A 24,677-nucleotide genomic window follows, 5' to 3' on the forward strand; every position below is an offset into this window, starting at 1 on the left:
AGGGCTCAGGCAGCAGCGGCCGGACGAACTCCCGCTCCGCGTCGGACGGTCCATCAATCAAGGGCGTCCGGCCGTTCGGCCGTTCGGTCGCTCGGTCGCTCGAAGAGACCGTCTAGTGATGGCGGCGCAGCGCCAACTCCGCCAGGACCGGGCGGTGGTCCGAGGCCAGGGCCTGCGGGACCACGGTGTTGCGGACGGTGAAGGCGTCGGACACCGTCACGAAGTCGATGCGCTTCTCAGGCGTCACCGCCGGGTACGTGAAGCCCGGGTCCGACGCCGTCCAGGTATCCGTCAGGCCGGACCACAGGGGCGACAGCTCCGCCGCGTCAGGGCCCGCGTTGAAGTCGCCCGTCAGGACCTGGGCCGGGCACTTGCCCTTCGGCGAGCAGTCGTCCGCCATGATGTCCACGGTCTCGCGGACCTGGGCCGCACGCACCGCGGGGTCGCTGCGGAAGTCGAGGTGCGTCGTGTAGACGTGCACCGGCGTGCCCTTCACCTTGACCACGACCTCGAGGAAGCCCGGCATCGGCTTCGGCACGGGGTTCGGCTCCTGCGTGGACAGCCGCGTCAGGTCGTGGTTCTCGGCGCTGCGGACCGGGTGGCGCGACAGGATCGCGACGCCGAAGCCGCCGTCCTCTCCCGTCGTGTAGATGGGAGCGAAGGAGACGTACATATCCAGCATGTTCGCCAACTCCGTTGCCACATCACGGAATTCGGAGCGGTCGCTCCAACGGACGTCGACCTCCTGCAGCCCCACGATGTCGGCGTCCATGGCCCGGATGGCCTCGGCGGTGCGCGCGGGGTCGAAGACGTTGCCGCTGTCGGCGCCGTAGTGGATGTTGTACGAGGCGACGCGCAGGCCGACCGTCTTGTGGGCCTCGGCCGAGGCGGCCGGCGCGGTGATGGCGGTCGCGGTGACCGATGCCGCCAGCGCGAGGACGGCGGTGAGCGGGGCGGGACGCATGTGAGCGGCTCCTGAAGACGGGTGGGATGCGGATGGGATGCGGGTGACGATCGGGCACATTAACCGCTCACGGTGACGCACACTCGGAGGGCAGGCGTCCTCAGATGGCCACGTGGTGAAGTCCCGCCCCGTCTTCCCCTCTCCTCCGCGCCCGGGTCGCGGCTCCGCGCCGGCGCAGGCGGGCGCGACGGGGCCGCGCGCCGAGGCCGTCGCCGAGCTGTCCCGTGATGTGCTGGTCGACACCCCGGAGACACACCTGGATCATGTCCCCTTCCCGGGCAGGGCAGTTGATCGGCTGCGTCCGTGCGGGCAGTGATCACTGCTGTGCATGCTCGCCTGGGCCGCTCTCCGCCGTGACCTCGACCGCCGCGTAGACCTGCACGCACTGGCCCGCTGTGCGCTCACAACCACCCCTGGAAGGAGCCGCGGTCAGGCGAGCAGTTCGCAGGCTTCCCGCCACATATCGGCAACCACCTGGCCGGCAGGTCGCTCGGCGGCCAGGGCGGCGCTCTGCCCGGCCCAGTGGGCGGCTCGGTCCACGCCGCTCGCTTGACCCTGCCGCCACTCGTTCACGAGGCTCAGTTGGTCCGGGAAAGGTGCGGGATTCGCCGCGCCGGGCTCTGTCCACGCCTTGAGGTAGGGGGTGGGCGCCGCTCTGGCCAGGCGACCGGTGTAGGCGCGGGTGGTCATCGTCGCGTCGGGCGCCAGACCGTTCAGCGCGGCACTCCACTCCGGGCTGGTGCCGGCTTCGGGGCAGCGCAGCAGGGCGGTTCCCACCTGGACCGCGCTCGCCCCCAGGCTCAGCGCGGCGGCCACTCCGCGCCCGTCGGCGATGCCTCCGGCGGCGACGATCGGCACACGCAGATGATCGGCGAACCAGGGGAGCAGAGCGAACAGTCCGACGTCGATGCGCTCGGCGTCCTCCTGGTCGAAGCTTCCCCGGTGCCCCCCTGCCTCCATCCCCTGTGCCACGACCGCGTCCGCACCGGCCTCTTGGGCGGCGAGTGCCTCATCGAGGGTGGTGGCGCAGGCGAACCAGGCGATGCCCTGCTCGTGGAGGCGACTCACGTACGCCGGCTCGAAGAGACCCATGATGGAGGAGACCACTGACGGGCCCGCGGCGAGCATGGCCTCGCACTGCTCCTGGAACACCGGCGGCTCGGTTCCGGCGGGCCGGCCAGGAGTGCCGAATCGGCCGAGGAACGTCCGGGCGTCTTCCGCGAGACGCTGTCGCCACGCCGGGTCCGGGCCGGCCCGTTCCGGAATCCAGACGTTCAGCTGAAAGGCGCCGGAGGAACGCGCCCTGAACCGATCCGCCCATTCCGCGATTCGATCCGGGGTCTCCAGCAGTACGCCGGCGGCGCCCATGCCCCCGGCCTGCGCCACGGCAACCGCGAGTTCCGGAGGAGAGGCTCCTGCCATCGGCGCCTGGATGACCGGCAGTCGCATGCCGAACCTGTCACAGAACGTACGTGCTCGTTGCCGCCCCGTCATGACCGGCCTCCTCACCGTGACATCTGGCGCTGCACCAGGAGGCAGTGCGCGCCCGACGGTTGACATTGTGTGACGACCGACTGCATCGCGTCCCTTTTATTACCTTTTACTCCAAATGTTTGACTGTCGGACCATGCGGGCCTAGCGTTGCAGGCGAGATGGCTCGTAGAGGCTTCAACCAATTGGGTCGCTCGGCATCTCGAAAACCGACCGGAACCGTGACCTGAACGCCGCGGTCCGGACGGAGGGGTGGTGTCGCGGAGCCACGGCCTACCGTATTGCGACGGCAAGGTGCTGCAATGCCGGGCGCTGAATCCCGTCCGTACCTCACGACTTGGTGAGGCGGCGTCAGTTCCTGCCGCACACGGGTGGGTGCCGGCGCCGGACAGGGCCGCGAACGCCCCCCTCGTCAGCGCACGTGCGGGTGGCCCCGCCGACCCCCTGGTTCCTCCACGTCCTGCCGGCGTTCGGCGTTGCGGCAGCCCGGTACGTTCGGCCGCGGTACTCGATCCGGGCCCGCTCCACGGCCTCCAGGCCGTCGAGCTTCGCCTCGGTCAGCGGACGGCCGTGACACTCCACGTATCCCGCCACCACGTCGGTGCCCCGCGCGGCCCTGCGCCTGCCCTCGTCGAGCATCCGGTAGGTCTTGCCGACGCCGGGGGCGGCACCGAGGAAGACCTTGAGCCGTCCCGGGCGGGTCGGCGGCCGCGATGCGCCGCCCGGCGGTTCGTCGAGCTTCAGAACTTCTCCGGGTTGATGAGGGCGGCCACGAGATAGCCGAGCAGACAGACGGCGACGATGAGTCCGACCACGTTCTCCACACTCATCAGCGATCAACTCCCTTTTCCGAACGCACCCTTGGCTGACCTTCGTGGCACCACGAAAACCCCTGGCGGGCCGTGCGCACAGCCACCTTGACGGCACCCTGGCGCCGATTCCCCGGATGCTGACGCTGCCTTGACGAGATCCGCGTTCCACAAGGGAGCGATCCTGGCCGTCGCCTGCACGTACTTCCTCGGCCGTGCCTACGAGGACGTCGCCGTCGTCACCACCCCCGACCACCGCCGACGGCACCTCGCGCTGGCCTGTGTCACCCGCCTGTGCGCGGACATCGCCGCCCGGGGCCGCACCGCGAGTTGGGCGTGCTCTCGCGACAACCGCCCCAGCAGGCTGCTCGCCTGGACGGCGGGTTCCGGCTGGAGCACGTACGCATACGTGCATCATGCGGCGGACCGCCCGCCGCACCACGGGAGCGGCGGGCGGCCTGACGGCCCGCGGTCAGTCCAGTCGGAAGCGCAGCCGGCAGATCACGGCGTCCGTGTCGCGTCGCACGGCGTGCGCGACCACGGCGCCGCGCTGGTTCTGCAGTATCCGCTGCCACAGATGCGCCGGTTCGACCTCGGGGATCAGCACCGTGACCTGGACACCGGGGTCGGTGACCGCCAGCTCGCGTACGTAGTCGGCGACGGGCCGGCCCAGGGTTCGGCACTCCGATGGCACCCGGACGAGCTCCACGCCCGGGTTCCACAGTGCCCAGTCGCGGGCAAGGGCCTCGGTGGCGGCGCGGTCCTCCGCGTCCGGGTGGCAGACGGTGACCGCGCGGACCTCGTCGCCGAGCGACACCGCGGCGGTGAGCGCCTCGCTCGTGAGCCGCGTCAGCGAGGAGACGGGAACAACGACCAGGGAGCGCTCCCGGTGCGGCGGCTCGGGGATCCGGCCGACGCCGAGGCGCTCGCCGATCCTCCCGTACGCCCGGTGCACCAGCTCGAACGCGACGACGAGCAGCGGCAGCGCGACGACGATCAGCCAGGCGCCGTCGTGGAACTTGGTCGCCGTCACCACGACCGCCGCGACGCCGGTGAGCAGCGCGCCGAGGCCGTTGAGCAGGGCCTTGCCCGTCCAGCGCGGGCCACGCGCCTTCCGCCAGTGCAGGACCATGCCGGTCTGGGCGATGGTGAAGCCGACGAAGACGCCGATCGCGAAGAGCGGCACGAGGGTGTTGGTGTCACCACCGGAGAAGACGAGCAGGGCGGCGGAGACCCCGGCGAGGGCGAGCACACCGTGGCGGTGGACCTGCCGGTCGGCCTTGAGTCCGAAGACGTGCGGCAGGTAGTTGTCGCGGGCCAGCAGCTTCAGCAGTACCGGCAGTCCGCCGAAAGAGGTGTTGGCGGAGAGCGCCAGCAGGACCATGGTGGCGAACTGGATGACGTAGAAGCCGATGTTGTGGCCGATGGAGGCGTCCGCGAGCTGGGCGAGGACGGTGACGCCCTCGACCGGCTGGAGCCCGAATCGGGAGATCAGCACGGACAGCCCGATCAGCATCACACCGAGCAGCGCGCCGAGTGCGATCTCGGCGTGCTGGGCGCGGCGGACGGCCGGGGCGCGGAAGGACGGTACGGCGTTGGCGATCGCCTCGACGCCGGTGAGGGCCGAACAGCCGGAGGCGAAGGCTTTCAGCAGGAGCAGTGCGCCGACCGTGGTGGCGTTGTCCGCGAGGACGGAGGCGTGGCCGGCGGCCGCCTCGGTGGAGGCGGGGGCGTCGCGGAACAGACCGACGACGATCAGGACCAGGATCGAGCCGATGAAGACGACCGTCGGCACGATGAACGCCTTCGCCGAGTCGACGATGCCCCGGAGGTTCACACCCGTGATCAGCACGAGGACCGTGAGGCACAGCCACAAGCGGTCGCCGTAGAGGCCGGGGAAGGCGGAGGTGAGCGCGGCGACGCCGGCGGTGACCGCGACGGCGACGTTCAGGACGTAGTCCAGGACCAGCGAGGCGGCGGCGACGAGACTGGTGCGCCTGCCGAGGTGCGACTTGGCGACGGCGTAGGAGCCGCCGCCGTCCGGGAAGGCGGCGATGACCTGGCGGTACGAGGCGACCAGCACCGCGAGCAGGCCGGCGATGGCGAGCGTGACCGGCAGGGTGAACCCGAGTCCGTAACCGCCGGCCGCGGCGAGGACCAGGACGATCGCCTCGGGCCCGTACGCCACCGAGGCCATCGCGTCGAGCGACAGCGCGGCGAGACCGGTGACGGCGGTCAGCTTGTGGCGCGCGCCGGTATCGGGGGGCTCCTCGACGCTCGTGGCGGGGAGCGCCTCGGTGGTCGGTGCGGACATGCACGTACTCCTTCGGTTCAGGTCCGCTCAGGGTGTCCCCGGTACGGGCCGGTCCCGCGTGGCACTGGCGCATTCTTGGCACGGGACGGCGAGGTCTTCACGCGTTCTTGACGGAGGCCGTCAGGGGGGCGTCAAGACGAGTCGACACCGCGTCAGCTCTGCGTCAATGGACCTGCCGGAAGCGCTCGCCGCCCCTAGCGTCGACTTCATGGACCGGGTCACACGAGGCGTTCCGGGGCGCGAGGCCGACAAGGCGGAACCCCCCGGACAGCATGCTTCCAACACGGACTGGGCCCGTGAACGACGGGCAGCGATCGGCTGCGCCTGCCTGCTCCTCACGCTGCTCCTGTTGATCGACGGCGGCTCCGGCCGCCTGAGCGCCCCGCGTGCCGTCCTGTGGGCAGGGCTCGCGACCCTGCTGCTCGCCGTGCTGATGCCCGCACGAGTGACGGCCGGCGAAGGCTGGCTGGCCTCGCGCAGACTCCTGCGACAGCGGCACGTCAGAACCGACCGGCTGGTATCCGTCCGCTGGTCCGACGGCATCTCCCAGCGCCTGGTCCTGCGCGACCTGGAAGGCGGCCGCGTCGAGCTGGACCCGGCACTCCTCGTCACCCATCCACAGCTGTGGCGCCATCTGGACGCAGGAGCCCGGGCATCCCTGGGCCGCGGAACGCTGCTGTGCGGGGCGACCGCCCTGAATCAGTTGTCACGGAGGATCGACGGTGAGACCGCCCGCACGGTCTTCACCGTCTCAGGGCTGCGCTAGGTGTACTGCCCAGCCAGGTTGGTCGAGTTTGTGTGACGACACGGTCTGAATCTGTGAGATGGGGAAGGCCTCCGGTTGTGGAGTGGAGCTGTCGAGGAACCGCTCCGCCAACCAGGAGGCCTTCGTGTCTCACGCTAACGCTGCTTTGACTCCCCGTGCCCGTCTTCGGCTGGCGCGTCTGATTGTCGATGACGGCTGGCCGGTCGCCCGTGCGGCCGAACGCTACGACGTGTCCTGGCCGACCGCCAAGCGGTGGGCCGACCGTTACGCCGAGTCCGGGCCGGCGGCGATGGCTGACCGGTCCTCCCGGCCGCACCGCAGTCCTGCCCGAACACCGCAGCCGCTGGTCCGCAAGATCGTGCACCTGCGCTGGAAGCAACGTCTGGGCCCGGTCCAGATCGCCGGACGGCTGGGCATGCCCGCCTCCACCGTCCACGCAGTCCTGACCCGCTGCCGGATCAACCGCCTGTCCCACATCGACCGCGCCACCGGCGAGCCGGTCCGCCGCTACGAGCACGATCATCCCGGCGCAATGCTCCACATCGACGTCAAGAAGCTCGGGAACGTGCCCGACGGCGGCGGCTGGCGCTACGTCGGACGCGTCCAGGGCCGCAAGAACCGTGCCGCAACACCCGACAAGCCCCGCAACAAGTACCGAGGACCACTACTGGGAACCGCGTTCGTCCACACCGTCATCGACGACCATTCCCGCGTCGCCTACGCCGAGATCCGCGACGACGAGATGGCCGCCACCGCGGTCGACGTCCTGCGGCGCGCGGTAGCCTGGTTCGCCGCCCGAGGGGTGACCATCGAGCGGGTCCTCACCGACAACGGCTCGGCCTACCGCTCCCGGCACTGGACACAAGCCTGCACCGAGCTCGGCATCACACCGAAGAAGACCCGCCCCTACCGGCCACAGACCAACGGCAAGGTCGAACGCTTCCACCGCACCCTCGCCGACGGCTGGGCCCTCGGCCGCTTCTACCCCAGCGAATCAGCCCGCCGTAAAGCCCTGCCAGCCTGGCTCCATCACTACAATCACCACCGCCCCCACACCGCGACCGGCGGCAAACCACCCATCACCAGGTTGACCAACGTCCCCAGGCAATACAGCTAGGGAACGTCTGCAAAGTGGTGTCGTCAGCCCGAAGGGGCGGGCCCGGCGGCGTCTGGTGCGTGCCGTGCGTGCCGGACCCCGCCGGGCAGACGGGACGGTGAAGACACGACCTGGGGTGCGTATCGGGTCGTGATCACGAGGTACTGCCGGTGCGCACTTGGGCGGGCTTCGCTCGTTGCGTGCGGAGCCCGGCCAGGAGTCGGTCCAGCGCTTCGACGGCCGAGTCCAGCGCTTCGGGGCTCCCGCTCCGGGCCACCCACAGCGCCGCCTCGTTCATCGCGCCGGACAGAATCTGCGTCAGCGGCTCGACCGGCTGCGCCGTGATGACACCGGTCTCGACCAGGGTCGACAGGGCATCTCTCAGGTGTCGGGCCGAGGACTCCTCGTCCAGGGCACGCCATTCCTCCCACCCCAAGACGGTCGGCGCGTCGACCAGGACGATGCGCCGCATGGACGGGTCTGAGCCGGCGGCGAGGAAGGCCCGGCAGCCGGCCCGCAGTTGCTCCCAAGGGTCGGACACCTCCTCGGCCGCCGCGGCGACCCGCTCGCCCAGCTCCTGCAAAACGTCGGCGACCACCGCGTGGAACAGCCCGGCCTTGCTCTCGAAGTGGTGGTAGGCGGCCCCTTTGGTGACGCCGACCGCCTGGGCGACCTCGGTGAGAACCACCCCCTGGTAGCCGTCGGCGGCGAAGCGCCGCCGCCCTTCACTCAGCAGCGCCCGCCGGGTCGCCGCCCGCTGCGCCGCGCGCTTTCCCGTCGCCCGTCCGTCCGGCACAGCTGCGCACCACCCTTCCCTTTTCACATACCCCAGGTATGCTACCTGGAAGTTCACATACCTGAGGTATGTGAGATCGCGCCACGCGCCTTCGAGGAGTCATGCGATGGAAACCAGGCTCGACAGCTTCTACCCCGTCATCTGCACCCAGGACGTGGCGGCAGCACGCGAGTTCTACACCCGCCACCTCGGCTTCACGGTGACCTTCGATGCGGACTGGTACGTCAGCCTGCGGCGCCCGGACGCCCCGCACTACGAACTCGCCCTGCTCGACCACAACCACCCGACCCTCCCCGAGGGCCACAGAACCCCCACCCGAGGCGGCCTGCTGCTGAACTTCGAGGTGGCGGACGTGGACGCAGAACACCGCCGCCTGGTCCGCGCGGCCGGCCTGCCCGAACTGCTCTCGCTGCGAACGGAGGACTTCGGCCAGCGCCACTTCATCATCGCCGCACCGGACGGAGTCCTCATCGACGTGATCACGACCACCCCGCCCACCGAGGAGTACGCCAACCAGTACACGGAGGAAACGGCTGTGCGCAGTGAGGACGCGCACTCGGTTGTGACGAGCGAACGGTCCGGGCGAAGGTCTTGATCCAGATCATCGAGGCACGAAGCAGGTCGGCGGTCGCACCCGCGACCGCAGCCTCAGCCCCAGCCCCAGCCCCAGCCCCAGCCCCAGCCCCAACCACAGCCCCAACCGCAGCCGCGCGTCGAGTCAGCAGGAACTCGGCACGCGCGGCAGAGCGCTGCCACCGTCGCAATTGCGCCATATGTGCGACGCCTTGGGAATTCCTAACGCTTTCTTGACACCTCCCGGATCACGGGGGTTTCGTTGCCCGAACAGCCCCCACGCGGCAGCCGCAGGCACGCACCAAGACGTGTTTCGCCTGGGTTTGTTGCGGTTCAGCCGCCCCGCAGCCCTCCCTCGTACCTCTCTGCGCCGTCTCACAGGACCGCTCGGGTGCCCGTGTGGGCCCTTCGGCGCGCGTGCGCTCGCACGGTCGGTGGCGCCGCTCCTGCCTACGCTGATCAGGCCGTCTCCCGCGATGGCCGGAATCGATCGTCGTACGTCAGCCAGTCAGGAGCACGGATGACCACGCCCTCCCCCGCTCGCACGAGCCGCTTTCGCGCGTGGATGCTGGAAGGTCTGTCCGACATGGCCAGGCACCAGAAGGGGGCGCCCGCCGGTCCGCCGGCCGCGCACAAGGGGCAGCGGTGGTGGCGGGTCATGTGCCTGACCGGCGTCGACTACTTCTCCACGCTCGGCTACCAGCCGGGCATCGCCGCGCTCGCGGCCGGGCTGCTGTCACCCATCGCCACCATCGTCCTGGTGGTCGTCACCCTGGCGGGCGCATTGCCGGTCTACCGGCGGGTGGCCGAGGAGAGCCCACACGGCCAGGGTTCCATCGCCATGCTGGAGCGGCTGCTGTCGTTCTGGAAGGGCAAACTGTTCGTCCTGACCCTGCTCGGCTTCGCCGCCACCGACTTCCTCATCACCATCACCCTGTCGGCGGCGGACTCCTCCATCCACCTGATCGAGAACCCGCACATCCCCGCCTGGCTGCACGGCCGGCAGATGCTCGTCACCCTGCTGCTGATCGCGCTGCTGGGGGCGGTGTTCCTCAAGGGCTTCCTGGAGGCGATCGGCGTCGCCGTCGCCCTGGTCGGGGTCTATCTGGCGCTGAACGCGGTCATCGTGGTGGTGGGGCTGTGGCACATCGCCACCGAGTCCCATGTCGTCACCGACTGGTCCACCGCCCTGACCACCCAGCACGGCAGCGTTGTGGCCATGATCGGAGTGGCCTTGATCGTGTTCCCCAAGCTGGCGCTGGGCCTGTCCGGTTTCGAGACCGGCGTCGCGGTGATGCCGCACGTCGAGGGCGAGCCCGGCGACACGCAGGAGAAGCCCGCGGGGCGCATCCGGGGCACGAAGAAACTGCTGACCACCGCCGCGCTGATCATGAGCGTGTTCCTGATCTCCACCAGCTTCATCACCACCCTGCTCATCCCGGCCAAGGAGTTCGAGCAGGGCGGCCAGGCCAACGGACGCGCCCTCGCCTACCTGGCACACGAGCACCTGGGCAGCGCCTTCGGCACGGTCTACGACGTCGCCACCATCGCCATCCTCTGGTTCGCCGGCGCGTCCGCCATGGCCGGGCTGCTGAACCTGATGCCCCAGTACCTCCCCCGCTACGGCATGGCCCCGCACTGGGCGCGCGCCGTACGCCCCATGGTGATCGTCTTCATCCTCGTGGCGTTCCTCGTCACCTGGATCTTCGATGCCGACGTCGACGCCCAGGGCGGCGCGTACGCCACCGGTGTCCTCGTGCTGATCTGCTCCGCGTCGATCGCGGTGACCATCGCTGCCCGCCGCGCCGGGCAGCGCAACTGGACGATCGCCTTCGCCGTCATCTCGGCGGTCTTCCTCTACACCACCGCCCTCAACATCGTCGAACGCCCCGACGGCGTGAAGATCGGCGCCTGCTTCATCGCCGGCATCATCCTGCTGTCCCTGGCGTCCCGGCTCGCCCGCGCCTTCGAACTGCGGGTCACGGGCGTGACGCTGGACGACATGGCCGACCGCTTCGTCCGCGACATCTCCCATCGCACCGCCCGCTTCATCGCCAACGAGCCCGGTTCACGCGACATCGCCGAGTACCGCGACAAGATCCGCCAGATCCGCGCCGACAACGACATCCCGGCCGATGACGACCTCGTCTTCGTCGAGGTCACCGTCGGCGACCCCTCGGAGTTCGAGGCGCACCTGGCCGTACGCGGCGAAGTGCTGCACGGCCGCTACCGCGTCCTGACCCTGGAGAGCTCCTCCATCCCCAACGCCCTGGCCGCCTTCCTGCTGCACGTACGCGACGTCACCGGCCGGCGCCCGCACATCTACTTCGAATGGTCCGAGGGCAACCCGTTCGCCAACTTCCTCCGCTTCTTCCTCTTCGGCCAGGGCGAGGTCGCCCCCGTCACCCGCGAGGTGCTCCGCGAGGCCGAACCGGACCGGGCGCACCGCCCACGCGTCCACGTCGGCTGAACGACGCGCTCCCGGGTGCCCAGCCCGCCGTACGAGAGGAGCGGCCCTCCGCCGACAACGCCTAGAGGCCGATGTCCCGGCGGCTCATGTCGTCCAGCGATTCGCGGCGTACGAGCAGGCGGGCTCGGCCGTCCGACACGGCGATCACGGGCGGGCGGCCGACCAGGTTGTAGCCGGAGGCCATGGACAGGTGGTACGCCCCGGCCGCCGGCACCGCGAGCAGATCGCCGGGCCGTACGTCGCCCGGCAGCGGCACCTCGTCCGCCAGGACGTCGCCCGCCTCGCAGTGCCGGCCGACCACGGTGACGAGGCGGGGCGGCGCCGAGGTCGGACGGCCGATGAGGCGGGGGGCGTACCTGACCCCGTACAGCGCGGGCCTCGGGTTGTCGCTCATGCCGCCGTCGACGGCGACGAAGATGTGCTCGCCGGTGCGCTTGACCGCGAGGACCCGGTACACGGCCACGCCGGCGGGGCCGACGATCGCCCGGCCCGGTTCCAGGGTGAGCCGGGGCACGGGCAGCCCGGCCCGTGCACAGCCTTCTTCGAGTTCGGCGCGGATCCGGCCGGCCAGGACGCCGGCGTCCAGGCTCTCCTCGCCGGGGCGGTAAGCGATGGCGTGGCCGCCGCCGATGTCCAGTTGCGGCAGGGTGATGCCGTGCTGCCTGCGGATCCTGGCCATCAGGCCGACCATGCGCCGCACCGCTGCGACGTACGGCTTGGCCGTGGCGATCTGCGAGCCGATGTGGCAGTGCAGTCCGACGAGTTCGAGCCTCCGCTGCCCGAGGACCCGGGCGACGGCGTGCTGCGCGGAGCCGTCCGTGACCGACAGGCCGAACTTCTGGTCGTCCGTGCCGGTGCGCACCTTGGCGTGGCCGCCGGCTGCGATGCCCGGCACCACGCGCACCATGACCTGCTGGCGGGTGCCCGCGGGCACGATCGCGGCCAGTGGCGCGATCTCCGACGTGCTGTCGATGACGATGCGCCCGACACCGAGCCGTACGGCGGCGTGCAGGTCCTGCGGGCTCTTGGCGTTGCCGTGCATCACGATCTTCTCCGGCGGGAAGCCGGTGGTGACGGCGAGCGCCAGCTCTCCCCCGGAGCAGACGTCGAGGCCCAGGCCCTCCTCCATGACCCAGTGCACGAGGGCGCGGCACAGGAAAGCCTTGGCCGCGTAGACGACATCGGCCTCGGGAAACGCCGTGCGGTAGGTGCGGCAGCGCTCCCGGACCTCTTCCTCGTCGAGCACGTAGGCGGGCGTGCCGAAGCGGTCGGCCGCCTCGGCGAGGGACACCCCGCCGACGGTGACATCGCCGTCGGCCTCGGGGCGTGCGGATCCGGGCCAGACGGACAGTCCGTCGGTGTCGCCTGTACGCCGGGCGGGCCTCTGCGGATCCGTCGGCAGCGCGGCCTGGGCAGGAAGAGCAGCCTCTGAAGGCAGCGAAATGGACATGACGTCTCCTCAGCCGAGCAGCAGGTTCGGACACGAGACGACCGCGGCGGCGCCGGTCACCGGCAGGACACCGGCGTGCTGCGGATCCCCGTCACGCCGGGCGCTCTCGCGGTCGGGGCCCGTGGTGAACACGGGGGCGGGGGCCGGGGCGGCCGCGAGGGCCGGACCGGCCGCGGGCGCCGGGGCGGAGAGCTGCGGGTCGATGGTGAGGGCGGTGACGCCCAGGGGCGCGGCGAGTGCGCGCAGCGCGGGCTCGGAGAGCCTGATACGGGGCTGGTCCTCGCCCAGCGTGGCGGCGAGCCTCTCCGCCGAGGTGAAGCCGACGGCCGTGCGGCGGCCCAGGGGGGTACGGAAGAACCGGGCTGTGCAGCCGGTGCGTCCCGGCCGGACGGGCACGAAGAGAGGTCCGGCCGGGACGCGTTCAGAAGGCTCCGGGTCCTCGGAATGATCGACTGACGACATGGTTGCGCTCCTCAGGAGGCGAATGCGCCACCCGGCCGGGTCGGCCGGACGTTCTCCCGTGACGCTATGCCCGCCTGCCAGGTGTCCGGCCGTCTCACTGACGGATGCTTGACGGAAAGACCCCCACCCGTAACGCGCCGCTGACGGGCCCGGTGGTGCCCGGGCAGCCCCGCACCGCCTCGGGGCGTCTCCCGCGAGCGGTCCGTGGGCATGCGGTCCGTGGGCATGTGGGCCGTGGGCATGCGGTCCGTGGGCATGCGGGGCCGAGGGCATGTGGGCCGAGGGCATGTGGGCCGAGGGCATGTGGGCCGAGGGGCCGCGCGTGCCGAGCGTGGGCCACGCGTCCGAGCGTGGGGCCGCGCGCGCCGCGCCGTGAGGTGTCACGGCGCGGCGTGCGTCTGCTGCCGCCCCGGCGTGCTTCAGAAGGGCAGTTTCCACTGTTCGTTGGGGGATGTGGGGACGCAGTCGTAGATGGCCAGTTGGGTACCGTCGGCGGAATTGCCGCCCGGCACGTCCAGACACCGGCCGGACTGCGGATTACGCAGGGTGCCGTTGGTGGAGACCTCCCACCTCTGCGCACCCGTACCGTTGCACGTGTACAGCTGCACCAGCGAACGGTTGGCAGTGGCACCACCCGCGATGTCCAGACACTTGCCGAATGCCCGGAAGGTCTGACCGACCCGGCTCCACTTCTGGGCGGCGGTCCCGTTGCAGGTATACAGCTGGACCGGAGTCCCGTCCGCCGTGGCCGCGTCACGGACATCGACGCACTTGCCCGCCAGACCGGTGATCGGACCCGTCAGGGCCTTGATCCGGACGTTGCGGAAGCGCACGTCGTCGCCGCTGCCGTGGTTCTGCAGTCCGATGTGACCCTGTTGCAGGGAGCGCGCGGGGTCGGTGTTGGTGAAGTCGTTGATCTTCACCCCGTTCAGGAACACCTGCAGATGTTCGCCCTCCACGAGCAGTTCGTAGGTGTTCCACTCGCCGGGCGGATTCAGCGCACCGTCCCGGGCGGCGAGGTCCGCCGACGCGAATCCGTAGACCGCGCCGGTGGTCCGGTCGGGCGTGTCGGTCGCGTCGATCTGGATCTCGTAGCCGTTGTCCACGGCCGACCAGGGATCGGAACTGGCCGGGAAGCCGATGAAGACGCCCGAGTTGTCGTCTCCGGGCATCATCCAGTCCAGCTTCAGGGAGTAGGAGGTGAACTCCTGGGCGCTGTACCAGAGGAGGCCGAGTCCACCGGCCGTGGTCAGTGTGGCGTCGGTGTTGGTGAAGGATCCGGGGCCGGTCTGCGACCAGCCGGTCGTGGAGCCGTTGTAGAGCGTGGTGTAGCCGTTCTCGGGCCGGCAGTCGGCGGCGGCCTGACCGGCGGTGTACCGGATGCCGCCGAGCAGTTGGGCGCGGAAGGCGCTGTCGGCGTAGGACTCCTGGGTGTGGCCGCTGCCGGTGTAGAAGGACCGGCCGCGCTCGTAAGTCTTGCACCAGGTGTGCGGGTGGTCCGCCCCCATGGTGCCGCCGCTGTACGAGGACTCGTCGAGTGTGCTGAGCACATGGGCCGTGGAGCGCGGATTGGTGCGGTAGTTGTACCACTCGTCGGTGCGCGGCCAGTTCTGGCCGAGGTGCGAGGTGGCCGGGTGCGCGCGGTCCTGGACCTTGACGGTGGCCTGCTGGATCGCCGGGTGGGAGTCGAACCAGGCTCCGACGAGCTGGCCGTAGAACGGCCAGGAGTACTCGGTGTCGGCGGCCGCGTGCACGCCCACGAAACCGCCGCCGCCGCGGATGTACGACTCGAAGGCGCCCTGCTGGGTGTCGTTCAGCACATCGCCGGTGGTGTTGAGGAACACCACCGCCTCGTAGCCCGCGAGGTTGGACGGGGTGAAGGCGGCCGGGTCCTCGGTGGCCGTGACGGTGAAGTTGTGGGCCGAGCCCAGGTCCCTCACCGCCTGGATTCCGGCGGGGATGGAATCGTGCCGGAAGCCGGCCGTCCGGCTGAAGACCAGCACCTCGTACGCGGTGTCGGCGGCATCCGCGTCGGCGACCGCCGACGGGCCGAGGGCGGTCAGCGCCGCCGCGGCCACCGCAAGGCCCGTGCCCGCCGCTCGTCGTCCCGGGAGTCTCATGAGATCACCCACTGCTCGTTGGGGGATGTGGGCACGCAGTCGTAGATGGCCAGTTGGGTACCGTCGGCGGAGTTGCCGCCCGGCACGTCCAGACACCGGCCGGACTGCGGATTACGCAGAGTGCCGTTGGTGGAGACCTCCCACCTCTGCGCACCCGTACCGTTGCACGTGTACAGCTGCACCAGCGAACGGTTGGCAGTGGCACCACCCGCGATGTCCAGACACTTGCCGAACGCCTGGAAGCTCGGCCCGACCCGGCTCCACTTCTGGGCGGCAGTCCCATTGCAGGTGTACAGCTGGACCGCAGTCCCGTCCGCCGTGGCCGCGTCACGGACATCGACGCACTTGCCCGCCAGACCCGTGATCGGACCCGGCTGCCCGAGGTCGAAGCTGTCGACGTCGTACAGCGCCGCCGAGCCGCTGCCCTTGAAGACCAGGTACAGCGTGGTCGTGCCGGCGGGTGCGCCGCTCAGCGTGGCCGTGACCGTGGCGAACGTCTCCCAGGATCCGGTCACCGGAACGGTGGCCGCACCGAGCAGCGTGCCGGTGGCGGACCCGGCCCGCACCTCCAGTGTGCCGCCGGTCCCTCCCGAGGAGACCCGGGCGGTGAACCGCTTCGCATCGCCCAGTGCGTACGGGGTGAAGGCGATCCAGTCGCCGTTGTGGATGTTGCCGACGGTCTTTCCGCCCTGGCCCGCGGCCTTGCTGATGACGTCGATGCCGGAGGACGAGGAGAAGTGCTCGGCCTGGCGGTGGCGGGGCTGTGTGACGCTCTGTGCGTGCGTGGTGAGCGCAGGCTGACCGCCTGCGCCCTTGTCGGTGTACTCGGCGTCCCAGACTCCGAAGATGTTCGCCGCGTCGTCGTGCTCACCGTCGACCGGCACGGTGATGGCGCCCGTGCAGCCGTTCTTCGAGGTGATCGCATGGCCGTGGCTGTCGTGTCCCAGCACGTAGGTCATCTTGACCTTCGCGCAGTCGATCGTGCCGTCCTCGGGGTCGGAGACGGTGATCTCGTACGGCACGCTGTCGCCGTAGGAGAAGAGCGTGCCGTTGACCGGCAGCTTCACCGTGACCGTGGGGGCGGTGTTGCCGACCGTGACCGGCAGGCTCGCCGTGCCGGTGTTGCCGTCGGGGTCGCGGACGGTGAGGACCACGGTGTACTGGCCGTTGCCGCTGTAGGTGTGGCCGGGGTTGGCCGAGGTCGAGGTGGTGCCGTCGCCGAAGTCCCAGGAGTAGCTGAGGGCTGCGCCCTCGGGGTCGGAGGAGCCGGCCGAGGAGAAGGACACCGCGAGGGGGGCCGGGCCGGAGGTCCTGTCGGCCGAGACCTTCGCGAGGGGCGAGCGGTTGCCGCCGCCGACGTACTCGATGCGGTAGAGCGCCGAGTTGGCGTCGCCGTTGAAGTAGCCCGTGCCGTAGTCGAGGACGTAGAGCGCGCCGTTGGGACCGAAGGCCATGTCCATCACCTGGGTGCCCGTCCAGGGGAAGGCGCCGATGCTGCCGGGGCTGCCGTCGGCGTTGACGTCGATCGTCTTGATCCAGCGGCGGCCGAACTCACCGGCGAAGAAATGGCCGTCGAGCTCCTGCGGGAACTTGACGTCCGAGGCGCTGCCCGCGTCGTACCGGTAGACCGGGCCGCCCATCGGCGACTCCGAACCCGATCCGAACTCCGGAGGGCTGCCCGCCTCACCGCCGTAGCGGATCCACGAGGTCTTGGCGGCGGGCAGCGTGGCCAGGCCGGTGTTGCGGACGGAGTTGTTGGCCGGTCCACCGGTGCAGTTGTACTTGGCACCGGCGGGGCCGGACGGGAAGGTGTACTCGGTGTAGGTCTCGGCCGTCGTGTTCGTACCGGTGCAGTAGGGCCAGCCGTAGTTGCCCGGCGCCGTGATCCGGTTGAACTCGACCTGGCCGCCCGGGCCGCGGCTTGCCGAGGCGGAGCCGGCGTCGGGGCCGTAGTCGCCGACGTAGACGGTGCCGTTCCCCTTGTCCACGCTCATCCGGAACGGGTTGCGGAAGCCCATGGCGTAGATCTCGGGCCTGGTGCGGGCGGTGCCGGGCGCGAAGAGATTGCCCGAGGGTATGGAGTACTTACCGTCCGCGTTCACCTTGATCCGCAGGATCTTGCCGCGCAGGTCGTTGGTGTTGGCCGAGGTGCGCTGCGCGTCGAAGGCCGGGTTGCGGCCCGTGCGTTCGTCGAGCGGGGCGAATCCGTCGGACTGGAACGGGTTGGAGTCGTCGCCGGTGGAGAGGTAGAGGTTGCCCGCGGAGTCGAAGTCGATGTCACCGCCCACGTGGCAGCAGATGCCGCGGTCGGCCGGGACCCTGAGGACGACCTTCTCGCTGGCGGTGTTGAGCGTCCAGTCGGTGTTGAGGGTGAACCGGGAGAGCCGGCTCTCGCCCTGCCACGCCGACCAGTCGGTCCCGTCGAAGGGGGCGTCGCCCGCCGGGGTGGAGAGCGGCGGCGCGTAGTAGAGATAGACCGCCCGGTTGGTGGAGAAGGCGGGGTCGACGCCTACGCCCTGCAGTCCCTCCTCGTCATGGGCGTACACGGGCAGGGTGCCGATCACCGCGGTGGTGCCCGAGGTGTCGGTGCGCCGCAGTCTGCCGTCGCGCGAGGTGTGCAGCACCGAGTTGTCGGGCAGCACCGCGAGCGACATGGGTTCGCCCATGGACGCCTCGCCGCGCGCCATCTGGACCTGCTGGAAGTCTGCGGGGTCGACGGGCTCGTGGGCCTGCGCGGCGGTCTGCGGAACGACCGACATCACGGCCGCGGCGGCCAAGAACACCAGGGCCGACCCGACAGCCTTCAGGCGGCGCCTTCGTATACGGGATCTGCTGGGAGCGGACATGGGAATGTCCCCCTTCTCCTGACTGTGGGGAAGCCAGGCAGGGCGCGCGCCGTCGCGCCGTGCCGTGCCGTGGGTGAACGGGACGAACGGGCGTGCCGATGGGGGCTGTTCTGCGGCAAACGTAGAGGCTTGACACGGTCACGCCAAGACCTTTGACGGCGGGAATGCAGACTTCTTCCCGAACGGGACGAAAGTCGGCCACTCGCCCGACGACCACTTGCCCGACGGCCACTCGCTCAACGACCACTTGCCCGACGGCCACTCGCTCAACGGCCACTCGCTCGACGTCACCGCCGACGGCACACCGGACAGGCCCGAACGGCCGTCCGTCCAGGGACCTTTCGACCGCGGACGCCGTACACGAACGCCCCCGGGCCGGACAGCATTCGCTGTCCGGCCCGGGGGCGCTCCCACCGGTGCCGTCAGGCGACCAGGGTGACCTCGTCGTCGTCCGGGCGCGGCACGGGTGCGGTGGAGTCCGTCGAGGGCGGGGGCACCGACGTCGCGGTCGCCGCGCTGTGGAGGAGCTCGTCGGCCTTCTCGAGCGCTTCCTCGATGGTGCCGGTGGCTGTCATCCCACACAACGTGCAGGTCACGTCATGGAGAGCGATACGGCTCTCCTCGTTCTTCGGTGCGGCAATGCGCAGGTCCGCGTAGCGCGCCAGGAGACTCCGCAGCGCCTTGAGGTCCGGCATCAACACAGCGTCCACTCCTTCTTCTGATGTGTTCACCATGTGCCCCGCATTCACCAGGCCATGCCGTTCCATCAAACGCCCCTCACGGGGCCGACGGGCGGCTGCCGCGCCGGTGGCCCCGCCCCCGGGCGTGACCGGGGTCCGTCGTGGCGCCGTACATCCGCACGACCGGCGACAGCACGTTTGACACGGCGTTAGAGTGCCGGAGCTCCCTCTCCCCCGACCTCTCCCCCGACCTCTCACCCGACCTCTCACCCGACCGACGGCCCACAGGGAAACAGAGCGTTCCGTGAACTCCACCCAGTCCTCCGGCTCCGCAGGCGAACGCCGGCTGCAGGAGCTGCTCAGCACGACCGACCAGGCCGGCACCTTCTACGAGCGTCAGGTGCAGCCCCGCCTCACCCCGCAGATGGCCGATTTCATCGGACGGCAGACCATGGCGTTCCTGTCCACGGCGGACGCCGCCGGGGCCTGCGACGTCACCTTCCGCGCCGGCCCCCCGGGCTTCGTCACCGTCCTGGACGACCGCACGCTCACCTACCCCGAGTACCGCGGCAACGGCGTGCTCGCCAGCGCGGGGAACATCGCCGAGAACCCGCACATCGGCCTGCTCTTCGTCGACTTCACCCATGACCACATCGGCCTGCACGTCAACGGCACGGCGCGGCTGCACCGGGACGAGGAGCAGCGACGGGCCCACCCCCACCTGCCCGTGGACTCCGCTCCGGGCAGACGGCCCGAACTGTGGGTGCACATCACGGTGGAGGAGGCGTACGTGCACTGCTCCAAGCACATACCGCACCTGGAGCCCGCGCCGCGCCCGCGCCCGCAGGCCGACCGGCCGAAGGACGCCGACTACTTCGCCCCACGCTCCCCGCTCCCGCCCGCGCAGTGCGAGGGGGCGTGGACACCGACGCCCGCCGACCCGCTGCCGGACCGGACCTGACCGGGCCACCGGGCCCGCGCCCGCGCCCTCGCCCTCGCGAGCTCGGCGTTGAACTGCGCACCGGTCAGCAGCGCGAGGTTCGACACCCACAGCCAGACCAGGAACACGATGAAGCCGGCGAGCGGCCCGTACAGCCGGTCGTAGGTGCCGACATGCGCCGTGTACGCCGCGAAGGCGACGGAGGCGGTGAGCCACAGGACGACGGCCAGACCGCCTCCGAGCACCCGCTGCAGACCCCCGCGTGCCGGAGCGGGTCCCGATCGGAACAGCACCAGCACCATCGTGGCCGCGAGGCAGAGGAGCAGCGGCCACTTCAGCACGTCCCAGGTGGCTGCCGCGGCGCCGCCGAGGCCCAGGGCCCCGAGGAGGGCGGCGGCGAAGTCCCCGCTGAGCGTGAGCACGAGGGCGCTGGAGACCAGGGCGACGAGCAGCGCGCAGGCCATGGCGACGACACGTGGCACCGTCCGCCAGGCGGAGCGCCGGTCCTTCACCCCGTGCATCGCGTGCAGAGCGCGGCGGAAGACCGCCAGATAGCTGGAGGCGGACCACAGCGAGCCCAGGGAGCCGACCAAGGCGACCGCCCACGCCTCCGAGTGGCGCCCGGCCGTGCCTCGCAGCGCTCCTTCCAGCACGGGACGCGCCTGGGGCGGTACGAGCCCGGCCGCCCGCTCGATCAGGGACCCGGTCTGCGAGGCGTCCGCGATCCCGGTGAGCGACACGGTGACCAGCAGCAGGGGGATCAGCGCCAGGACCGCGTAGTACGTGAGCGCCGCGGCCCAGTCGGTGACGTCCTCGTTCCACACGGACAAGGGCGTCCGGCGCAGGGACATGAGCAGCTCGTCCCGTGAGGGAACCGCCCCGAGGGCGGCGCCGGTGCGCCGCGATGGTCCGGTGCGCGTGGGGTCACCTTGCATGTCGTCTCCTGAGGGGTCCCGTTCGGCGGTCCTCTTCGGGAATGCGGAGCGGAGCGAAAGGAAAGGATGGGCCCCGACGGACTGTCGGGGCCCATCCTCTGCCTGGGAATTTCGCGGACACTTCCCAGGATTTTCCTGGGAATTTCCCGGGAAACACCCCGAGTTGCACCGATGCCTTCTCGTGCGCGTTCTCTACCAGCGGTACCAGCGGCTGCGGCGGCCTCCGGTCGCCGGCGGCCGGACCACGAATCCGAGCAGCCACACGACCAGCACGATGACCGCGATCCACCAGAGTGCCTTGAGTGCGAAACCCGCGCCGAAAAGAAGCAGGGCGAGCAGCAGAACAAGCAGCAACGGAACCATGCTTATCATCCTCCCGGAATCCGCGTACCCGGGAATTCGCACAACACACGGACTCCCTCGGCGAATTCCCGTGGGATTCCGTTTCTGTCGGGGCATACGACAGGGGCGGTGGTCGTCAGGACCACCGCCCCTTGTGTTCTCGTCGAGATGGGCCACTGTCTCACTGGGCACGCGGCCGGTGCGGTCATCGCCGGAAGGCGTCCCGGATCTTGTGGGCGGCTTCCCGCAGTTCGCCCCGCGCCCGCGCGGAACGGCCGTCGGCCGTCATCCGCTCGTTGCCCATGAGCCTCCCGACAGCTTCCTTCACCGCGCCCTTCGCCTGCTGCGCACGGGCTGACCTCTTCGCGTCGCTCACTGTGCCGGCCTCCCTCGTCCTGTGGGTCACTGGTTCGAGGACAGCCGGGTACCCGGGGCCACAGGGGGCAAACCGGCCGACGTGGCCGGTGTCCGGTGGCCGGTGTCCGGTGGCCGGCGGATTCACTCCACCGGCGTGCCCACTCGCAGGCGGTTGCCGTCCGGGTCGCGGAGTTCGACCTCACGCGCCCACGGAGCGGAGGTCACCGCCACCCCGAACTCGGCGGCGATCGCGTCGACGTCGCGCACACTCAGGTAGACCAGCGTGTCCGGGCGGGCATCGCCCGTGTGCTCGGACAGGAACAGCTTCACCTCACCGCGCGCGATCTCGACGAAGGCCGGGAACCCCGGCTCGAACCGGTGCTCCCACTGCTTCGCGAACCCGAGGCGCTCGTACCAGGCGACGGCCGTGGCGGCGTCGGCGACCCGGAGGACGGGGATCGCCTCCTCGTCACTCTCCACCGGGTCCCGGTGCGGAACGGCGGTGCCGTCGTCCGCCGGTGCGTCGGCGATGCGCAGCAGATACGTGTCCATGATCCAGCCGTGGCGGGCGCGTGCTTCGGCGCGGATGCGGCGGATGCGTTCCGCGACGTCCGACAAGCGGCCGGAGACGAGGAGTTCGTCGGGTGTGCCGAGGTAGGCACCCCAGTAGATCCACACATCGTCGCCGTCGACCTTGGTGAACGACTCATGGGCGTCGAGCATCACGACGATGTCGCCGTCGTCGTTGAGGCACGCCTCCGGCAGCCGGCGGGCGGGGGTGATGTGGACGGGGCGGCCGACCTGGTTCAGCGTGATCCGGTGCCGTGCCGCCAGCGCGGAGACGCTGCTGATTCCCGGAACGACCTCGACGTCGAAGGCCACCGTTCCCCGTCCCTCGATCCCGGCCAGGATGCCGAGGGTGCTGTCGTACAGGGCGGGATCGCCCCACACCAGGAACGCGCCCGTGTCTCCCGGCGCCAGCTCCTCCCGGATGAGGCGTTCGCAGACGTCGGCTCGCCGGCTCCGCCAGTCATGGACCGCGGCGGTGTACTCGCCACGGTCTTCGTGGGTGCGCTCGCGCCAGGGATCCTCGGCCTCGACGAGGCGGTACTGCGTGCGGGCGTGCTCGTCCAGCATGTGCCGGCGCAGGTCGGTCAGCGAGGACTTGCCCTCCCCCTTGCCGAGGATGAAGAAGACGTCGGCGCGGCGCATCGCCTTCACCGCCGCGAGCGTCAGATGGTCCGGGTCGCCGGCTCCGATACCGATGACGAGGATGTGGCGCTGGTCTCTCTCCGTGGTCATGGTGATGGCCTTCTGGGCGGGCGATCGGGTCTCGTGCCTGCCTCAGGCCGGCGGTCGCGAACACGGCGTGGGGCAGGTGGCCTTCGAAGCGTACGCCGTCGGTGAGGGTGGTCCCGAAGGCGCGGTTCACGGCCTCACCGCTCAGCCCTTGACGGCGCCGGCCGTGAGCCCTTGGACGATGTGCCTGCTGGCGATGGCGAAGAGCACCATGGTGGGCAGGATGGTCAGGACGGCCGCGGCGGACATGGAACCCCAGTCGATGTTGAAGCTGGAGATGAAGCCGTTCAGCGCCGTGGGAACGGTCTTGTTGTCGTCGCTGTTCATCAGCGTGACGGAGAGGAAGAGCTCGTTCCAGCAGTTCACGAAGTTGAAGATGAAGGCGGCGATGATCCCCGGCCGCATCACCGGCAGCAGCACCCGGAACAGCGCGCCGAAGCGTGAACAGCCGTCGATCATGGCGGCTTCTTCGAGGGTGTCGGGGATGTTCTCGAAGAAGCCCCGGAGCATCACCGTGCAGAACGGTATGCAGACCGCGATGTAGACGAGGATCAGCCCGAACCGGTTGTCGACCAGCTGCAGATCGGTCATCAGCAGATACAGCGGTCCCAGCGCGATGAAGGCGGGGATCATCTGGGTGACGAGGGCGGCCATGAGCAGGGCGGTCTTGCTGCGGAACTCGAAGCGTGCCAGCACGTAGGCCGACAGCATCGAGACGAAGGTGGCGACCGTGCCGGCGACCGTGGCCACGATCAGGCTGTTGGTGAGGTAGACGCCGAACTGGGACTTGTCGAAGAGACCGGCGTAGTTCTCCAGGGAGAAGTCCTCGGGCCAGTACGCGAGGGGGAAGGTGAAGATGGCGCCGGCGGGTTTGAACGAGGTGATGGCGATCCAGTACAGCGGGAAGACGGTGAAGATCAGCCAGAGCGTGAGGAAGGCGATCCTGGCGGTCTTTCCGGCCCGGGACTCCTTGGTGTTCACGATTTCGCTCCCCTCTCTCGGGTGGCCGTGAGGTAGAAGACCGAGAACAGCAGGAGCCCGGCGACCACCAGCAGGCCCAGGGCGGACGCCTTTCCGTAGTCGCCCTGCTGGGTGATGTTGATCATCCAGGTCGTCACGATGTGCGTCTCGTTGTTCGGGCCGCCGCCCGTGGTCCCGAAGATGATGTCCGGGAAGTTGAAGATCCAGATGACGCGCAGCAGCACCGTCAGGGCCAGCGTCGCCCGGATGTACGGGATCGTGATCCGGAACAGCGTGCGGGCCTTGCCCGCACCGTCCAGCGCCGCCGCCTCGTAGATCTCGTCGGGGATCGACTGCAGGGCGGCGAGGATCATGATCGCGAAGAAGGTCACGCCGTACCAGATGTTGGCGACGATGATGGCGACCATGGCCGTCTTCGGGTCGGCGAGCCAGGCCACCGGCTCGTCGATCAGATGCGCCTTCATCAGCAGGTCGTTGACGACCCCGAACTCGCTGTTGAACATCCAGCGGAACAGGATGCCGATCAGGAAGCCGGAGATGGCCCACGGGAAGAAGATCAGCGCCTGGTAGAGCCCGCGGAAGCGGAAACGGCGCCGCAGCCACAGGGCCAGCGCGAACCCGATGACGAGCTGGGGCGCGATCGAGGCGACCACCCACAGGGCGGTGTTGCTCAGCACGGTGCCCCAGAGCGGATCGCCGAAGACCGCCTGGAAGTTGCCGAGACCGACGAACGACTTGTCCGTGAGGTCCGCCAGGTTCCAGTGCCGGAAGGCCATCTGGCTGCCGGCCACCATCGGGTAGTACGTGAACACTGCCACGAAGATGACGGCCGGCGCCGTGAAGGCGCAGATCACCAGGCCGCGGTGGGTGGTGAACTCCCGCTTGCGCCGGCCGCCGCCGGCCGTCCTGACGGGACGGGCACCCCCCGCCCCGCGGGAGGGGTGGTGCGTCTGTTCGTGCCGTGGGGAAGCCGTGCCCGCCTTCAT

21 protein-coding genes and 3 pseudogenes are annotated in these 24,677 nt (G+C 70.1%); 6 read left to right on the plus strand and 18 right to left on the minus strand.

Annotated elements, in window-relative coordinates; translation table 11 throughout:
• Positions 1 to 112: 112 nt before the first annotated feature.
• The 4 genes and pseudogenes from KK483_RS01730 to kdpF form a co-directional block, all read right to left on the minus strand.
• Positions 113 to 964, minus strand: coding sequence for an endonuclease/exonuclease/phosphatase family protein (locus KK483_RS01730; protein WP_262003103.1), 852 nt, complete (start codon positions 962 to 964; stop codon positions 113 to 115).
• Positions 965 to 1,393: 429 nt separating this feature from the next.
• A complete protein-coding gene (locus KK483_RS01735) occupies positions 1,394 to 2,413 on the minus strand; it encodes a nitronate monooxygenase family protein (RefSeq protein WP_262003104.1) in 1,020 nt (339 codons plus the stop codon).
• A 540-nt stretch (positions 2,414 to 2,953) separates the two neighbouring features.
• A pseudogene (locus tag KK483_RS01740) lies at positions 2,954 to 3,199 on the minus strand (hypothetical protein); the annotation flags it as partial.
• Positions 3,196 to 3,285, minus strand: coding sequence for a K(+)-transporting ATPase subunit F (kdpF, locus tag KK483_RS01745; protein WP_242332431.1), 90 nt, complete (start codon positions 3,283 to 3,285; stop codon positions 3,196 to 3,198). The pseudogene KK483_RS01740 and the gene kdpF, both read right to left, overlap by 4 nt.
• A 130-nt stretch (positions 3,286 to 3,415) precedes the next feature.
• Here kdpF and KK483_RS01750 point away from each other — a divergent pair.
• Positions 3,416 to 3,577: pseudogene (locus tag KK483_RS01750) on the plus strand (GNAT family N-acetyltransferase); the annotation flags it as partial.
• 159 nt (positions 3,578 to 3,736) lie between these two features.
• On the opposite strand, the gene KK483_RS01755 reads toward KK483_RS01750, so the two are convergent.
• Positions 3,737 to 5,578, minus strand: coding sequence for an APC family permease (locus KK483_RS01755; RefSeq protein ID WP_262003105.1), 1,842 nt, complete (start codon positions 5,576 to 5,578; stop codon positions 3,737 to 3,739).
• A 166-nt stretch (positions 5,579 to 5,744) separates the two neighbouring features.
• Between KK483_RS01755 and KK483_RS01760 the strand changes: the two genes are divergently transcribed.
• The gene (locus KK483_RS01760) at positions 5,745 to 6,344 is read left to right on the plus strand and encodes a hypothetical protein (RefSeq protein ID WP_313877909.1); all 600 of its coding nucleotides are present in this window, start codon (positions 5,745 to 5,747) and stop codon (positions 6,342 to 6,344) included.
• A 124-nt stretch (positions 6,345 to 6,468) separates the two neighbouring features.
• Positions 6,469 to 7,461, plus strand: a complete 993-nt coding sequence (locus KK483_RS01765) for an IS481 family transposase (RefSeq protein WP_262003106.1) — start codon at positions 6,469 to 6,471, stop codon at positions 7,459 to 7,461.
• 133 nt (positions 7,462 to 7,594) lie between these two features.
• Here KK483_RS01765 and KK483_RS01770 read toward each other — a convergent pair whose 3' ends face one another.
• A complete protein-coding gene (locus KK483_RS01770) occupies positions 7,595 to 8,236 on the minus strand; it encodes a TetR/AcrR family transcriptional regulator (RefSeq protein ID WP_262003108.1) in 642 nt (213 codons plus the stop codon).
• Positions 8,237 to 8,342: 106 nt separating this feature from the next.
• On the opposite strand from KK483_RS01770, the gene KK483_RS01775 reads away from it, so the two are divergent.
• On the plus strand, positions 8,343 to 8,831 hold the full coding sequence (locus KK483_RS01775) for a VOC family protein (RefSeq protein WP_262003110.1): 489 nt from the start codon (positions 8,343 to 8,345) through the stop codon (positions 8,829 to 8,831).
• Between the two features lie 498 nt (positions 8,832 to 9,329).
• Positions 9,330 to 11,279, plus strand: coding sequence for an amino acid transporter (locus KK483_RS01780; protein WP_262003112.1), 1,950 nt, complete (start codon positions 9,330 to 9,332; stop codon positions 11,277 to 11,279).
• A 61-nt stretch (positions 11,280 to 11,340) separates the two neighbouring features.
• Here the strand turns inward: KK483_RS01780 and lysA are convergent, their stop codons facing one another.
• The 5 genes from lysA to KK483_RS01805 all read right to left on the minus strand — a co-directional run bounded on the left by lysA (position 11,341) and on the right by KK483_RS01805 (position 18,852).
• Positions 11,341 to 12,729: a diaminopimelate decarboxylase gene (gene lysA, locus KK483_RS01785; RefSeq protein WP_262003114.1), complete on the minus strand. Its 1,389-nt coding sequence runs from the start codon at positions 12,727 to 12,729 to the stop codon at positions 11,341 to 11,343.
• Positions 12,730 to 12,738: 9 nt separating this feature from the next.
• Positions 12,739 to 13,191 (minus strand): SAV_915 family protein, encoded by a 453-nt coding sequence (locus tag KK483_RS01790; protein ID WP_262003116.1) that lies wholly within the window; start codon positions 13,189 to 13,191, stop codon positions 12,739 to 12,741.
• 419 nt (positions 13,192 to 13,610) lie between these two features.
• Complete coding sequence (locus KK483_RS01795) at positions 13,611 to 15,311, minus strand: ThuA domain-containing protein (RefSeq protein WP_262003118.1); 1,701 nt, start codon at positions 15,309 to 15,311, stop codon at positions 13,611 to 13,613.
• Positions 15,308 to 18,157 carry a PQQ-dependent sugar dehydrogenase gene (locus KK483_RS01800; RefSeq protein ID WP_399013044.1) on the minus strand — a complete coding sequence of 950 codons (2,850 nt, stop codon included), beginning with the start codon at positions 18,155 to 18,157 and terminating at the stop codon, positions 15,308 to 15,310. Before KK483_RS01800 ends, KK483_RS01795 begins: the two co-directional genes overlap by 4 nt.
• A gap of 422 nt (positions 18,158 to 18,579) precedes the next feature.
• A complete protein-coding gene (locus tag KK483_RS01805) occupies positions 18,580 to 18,852 on the minus strand; it encodes a DUF5133 domain-containing protein (RefSeq protein WP_262003121.1) in 273 nt (90 codons plus the stop codon).
• Between the two features lie 289 nt (positions 18,853 to 19,141).
• Here KK483_RS01805 and KK483_RS01810 point away from each other — a divergent pair, with 289 nt between their 5' ends.
• On the plus strand, positions 19,142 to 19,798 hold the full coding sequence (locus tag KK483_RS01810; protein WP_262003122.1) for a pyridoxamine 5'-phosphate oxidase family protein: 657 nt from the start codon (positions 19,142 to 19,144) through the stop codon (positions 19,796 to 19,798).
• On the opposite strand, the gene KK483_RS01815 is transcribed toward KK483_RS01810, so the two are convergent.
• The 7 genes and pseudogenes from KK483_RS01815 to KK483_RS01850 form a co-directional block, all read right to left on the minus strand.
• The gene (locus tag KK483_RS01815) at positions 19,708 to 20,712 is read right to left on the minus strand and encodes a YihY/virulence factor BrkB family protein (RefSeq protein WP_262003123.1); all 1,005 of its coding nucleotides are present in this window, start codon (positions 20,710 to 20,712) and stop codon (positions 19,708 to 19,710) included. The genes KK483_RS01810 and KK483_RS01815 overlap by 91 nt on opposite strands.
• Positions 20,713 to 20,904: 192 nt before the next feature.
• On the minus strand, positions 20,905 to 21,075 hold the full coding sequence (locus KK483_RS01820) for a hydrophobic protein (RefSeq protein ID WP_242332444.1): 171 nt from the start codon (positions 21,073 to 21,075) through the stop codon (positions 20,905 to 20,907).
• A gap of 184 nt (positions 21,076 to 21,259) precedes the next feature.
• Positions 21,260 to 21,430 (minus strand): CsbD family protein, encoded by a 171-nt coding sequence (locus KK483_RS01825; RefSeq protein WP_262003125.1) that lies wholly within the window; start codon positions 21,428 to 21,430, stop codon positions 21,260 to 21,262.
• A 122-nt stretch (positions 21,431 to 21,552) separates the two neighbouring features.
• Complete coding sequence (locus KK483_RS01830) at positions 21,553 to 21,891, minus strand: glyoxalase superfamily protein (protein WP_399015930.1); 339 nt, start codon at positions 21,889 to 21,891, stop codon at positions 21,553 to 21,555.
• A 36-nt stretch (positions 21,892 to 21,927) separates the two neighbouring features.
• A pseudogene (cobF, locus tag KK483_RS01835) lies at positions 21,928 to 22,713 on the minus strand (precorrin-6A synthase (deacetylating)); the annotation flags it as partial.
• Between the two features lie 141 nt (positions 22,714 to 22,854).
• On the minus strand, positions 22,855 to 23,691 hold the full coding sequence (locus tag KK483_RS01845; protein WP_262003127.1) for a carbohydrate ABC transporter permease: 837 nt from the start codon (positions 23,689 to 23,691) through the stop codon (positions 22,855 to 22,857).
• Positions 23,688 to 24,677: a carbohydrate ABC transporter permease gene (locus tag KK483_RS01850; RefSeq protein WP_262003129.1), complete on the minus strand. Its 990-nt coding sequence runs from the start codon at positions 24,675 to 24,677 to the stop codon at positions 23,688 to 23,690. The genes KK483_RS01845 and KK483_RS01850 overlap by 4 nt, the downstream gene beginning before the upstream one ends.

This window comes from Streptomyces sp. FIT100 (genome assembly GCF_024584805.1).
Lineage (GTDB): Bacteria > Actinomycetota > Actinomycetes > Streptomycetales > Streptomycetaceae > Streptomyces.

Bases quoted from the DNA above. Each gene is read 5' to 3' on its own strand.
- kdpF (WP_242332431.1), bottom strand. From the start codon at position 3,285: ATGAGTGTGGAGAACGTGGTCGGACTCATCGTCGCCGTCTGTCTGCTC.
- KK483_RS01800 (WP_399013044.1), bottom strand. From the start codon at position 18,157: ATGTCCGCTCCCAGCAGATCCCGTATACGAAGGCGCCGCCTGAAGGCT.
- KK483_RS01735 (WP_262003104.1), bottom strand. From the start codon at position 2,413: ATGCGACTGCCGGTCATCCAGGCGCCGATGGCAGGAGCCTCTCCTCCG.
- KK483_RS01805 (WP_262003121.1), bottom strand. From the start codon at position 18,852: ATGCCGGACCTCAAGGCGCTGCGGAGTCTCCTGGCGCGCTACGCGGAC.
- KK483_RS01820 (WP_242332444.1), bottom strand. From the start codon at position 21,075: ATGGTTCCGTTGCTGCTTGTTCTGCTGCTCGCCCTGCTTCTTTTCGGC.
- lysA (WP_262003114.1), bottom strand. From the start codon at position 12,729: ATGTCCATTTCGCTGCCTTCAGAGGCTGCTCTTCCTGCCCAGGCCGCG.
- KK483_RS01775 (WP_262003110.1), top strand. From the start codon at position 8,343: ATGGAAACCAGGCTCGACAGCTTCTACCCCGTCATCTGCACCCAGGAC.
- KK483_RS01815 (WP_262003123.1), bottom strand. From the start codon at position 20,712: ATGCAAGGTGACCCCACGCGCACCGGACCATCGCGGCGCACCGGCGCC.
- KK483_RS01755 (WP_262003105.1), bottom strand. From the start codon at position 5,578: ATGTCCGCACCGACCACCGAGGCGCTCCCCGCCACGAGCGTCGAGGAG.
- KK483_RS01760 (WP_313877909.1), top strand. From the start codon at position 5,745: ATGGACCTGCCGGAAGCGCTCGCCGCCCCTAGCGTCGACTTCATGGAC.
- KK483_RS01795 (WP_262003118.1), bottom strand. From the start codon at position 15,311: ATGAGACTCCCGGGACGACGAGCGGCGGGCACGGGCCTTGCGGTGGCC.
- KK483_RS01730 (WP_262003103.1), bottom strand. From the start codon at position 964: ATGCGTCCCGCCCCGCTCACCGCCGTCCTCGCGCTGGCGGCATCGGTC.
- KK483_RS01780 (WP_262003112.1), top strand. From the start codon at position 9,330: ATGACCACGCCCTCCCCCGCTCGCACGAGCCGCTTTCGCGCGTGGATG.
- KK483_RS01790 (WP_262003116.1), bottom strand. From the start codon at position 13,191: ATGTCGTCAGTCGATCATTCCGAGGACCCGGAGCCTTCTGAACGCGTC.
- KK483_RS01850 (WP_262003129.1), bottom strand. From the start codon at position 24,677: ATGAAGGCGGGCACGGCTTCCCCACGGCACGAACAGACGCACCACCCC.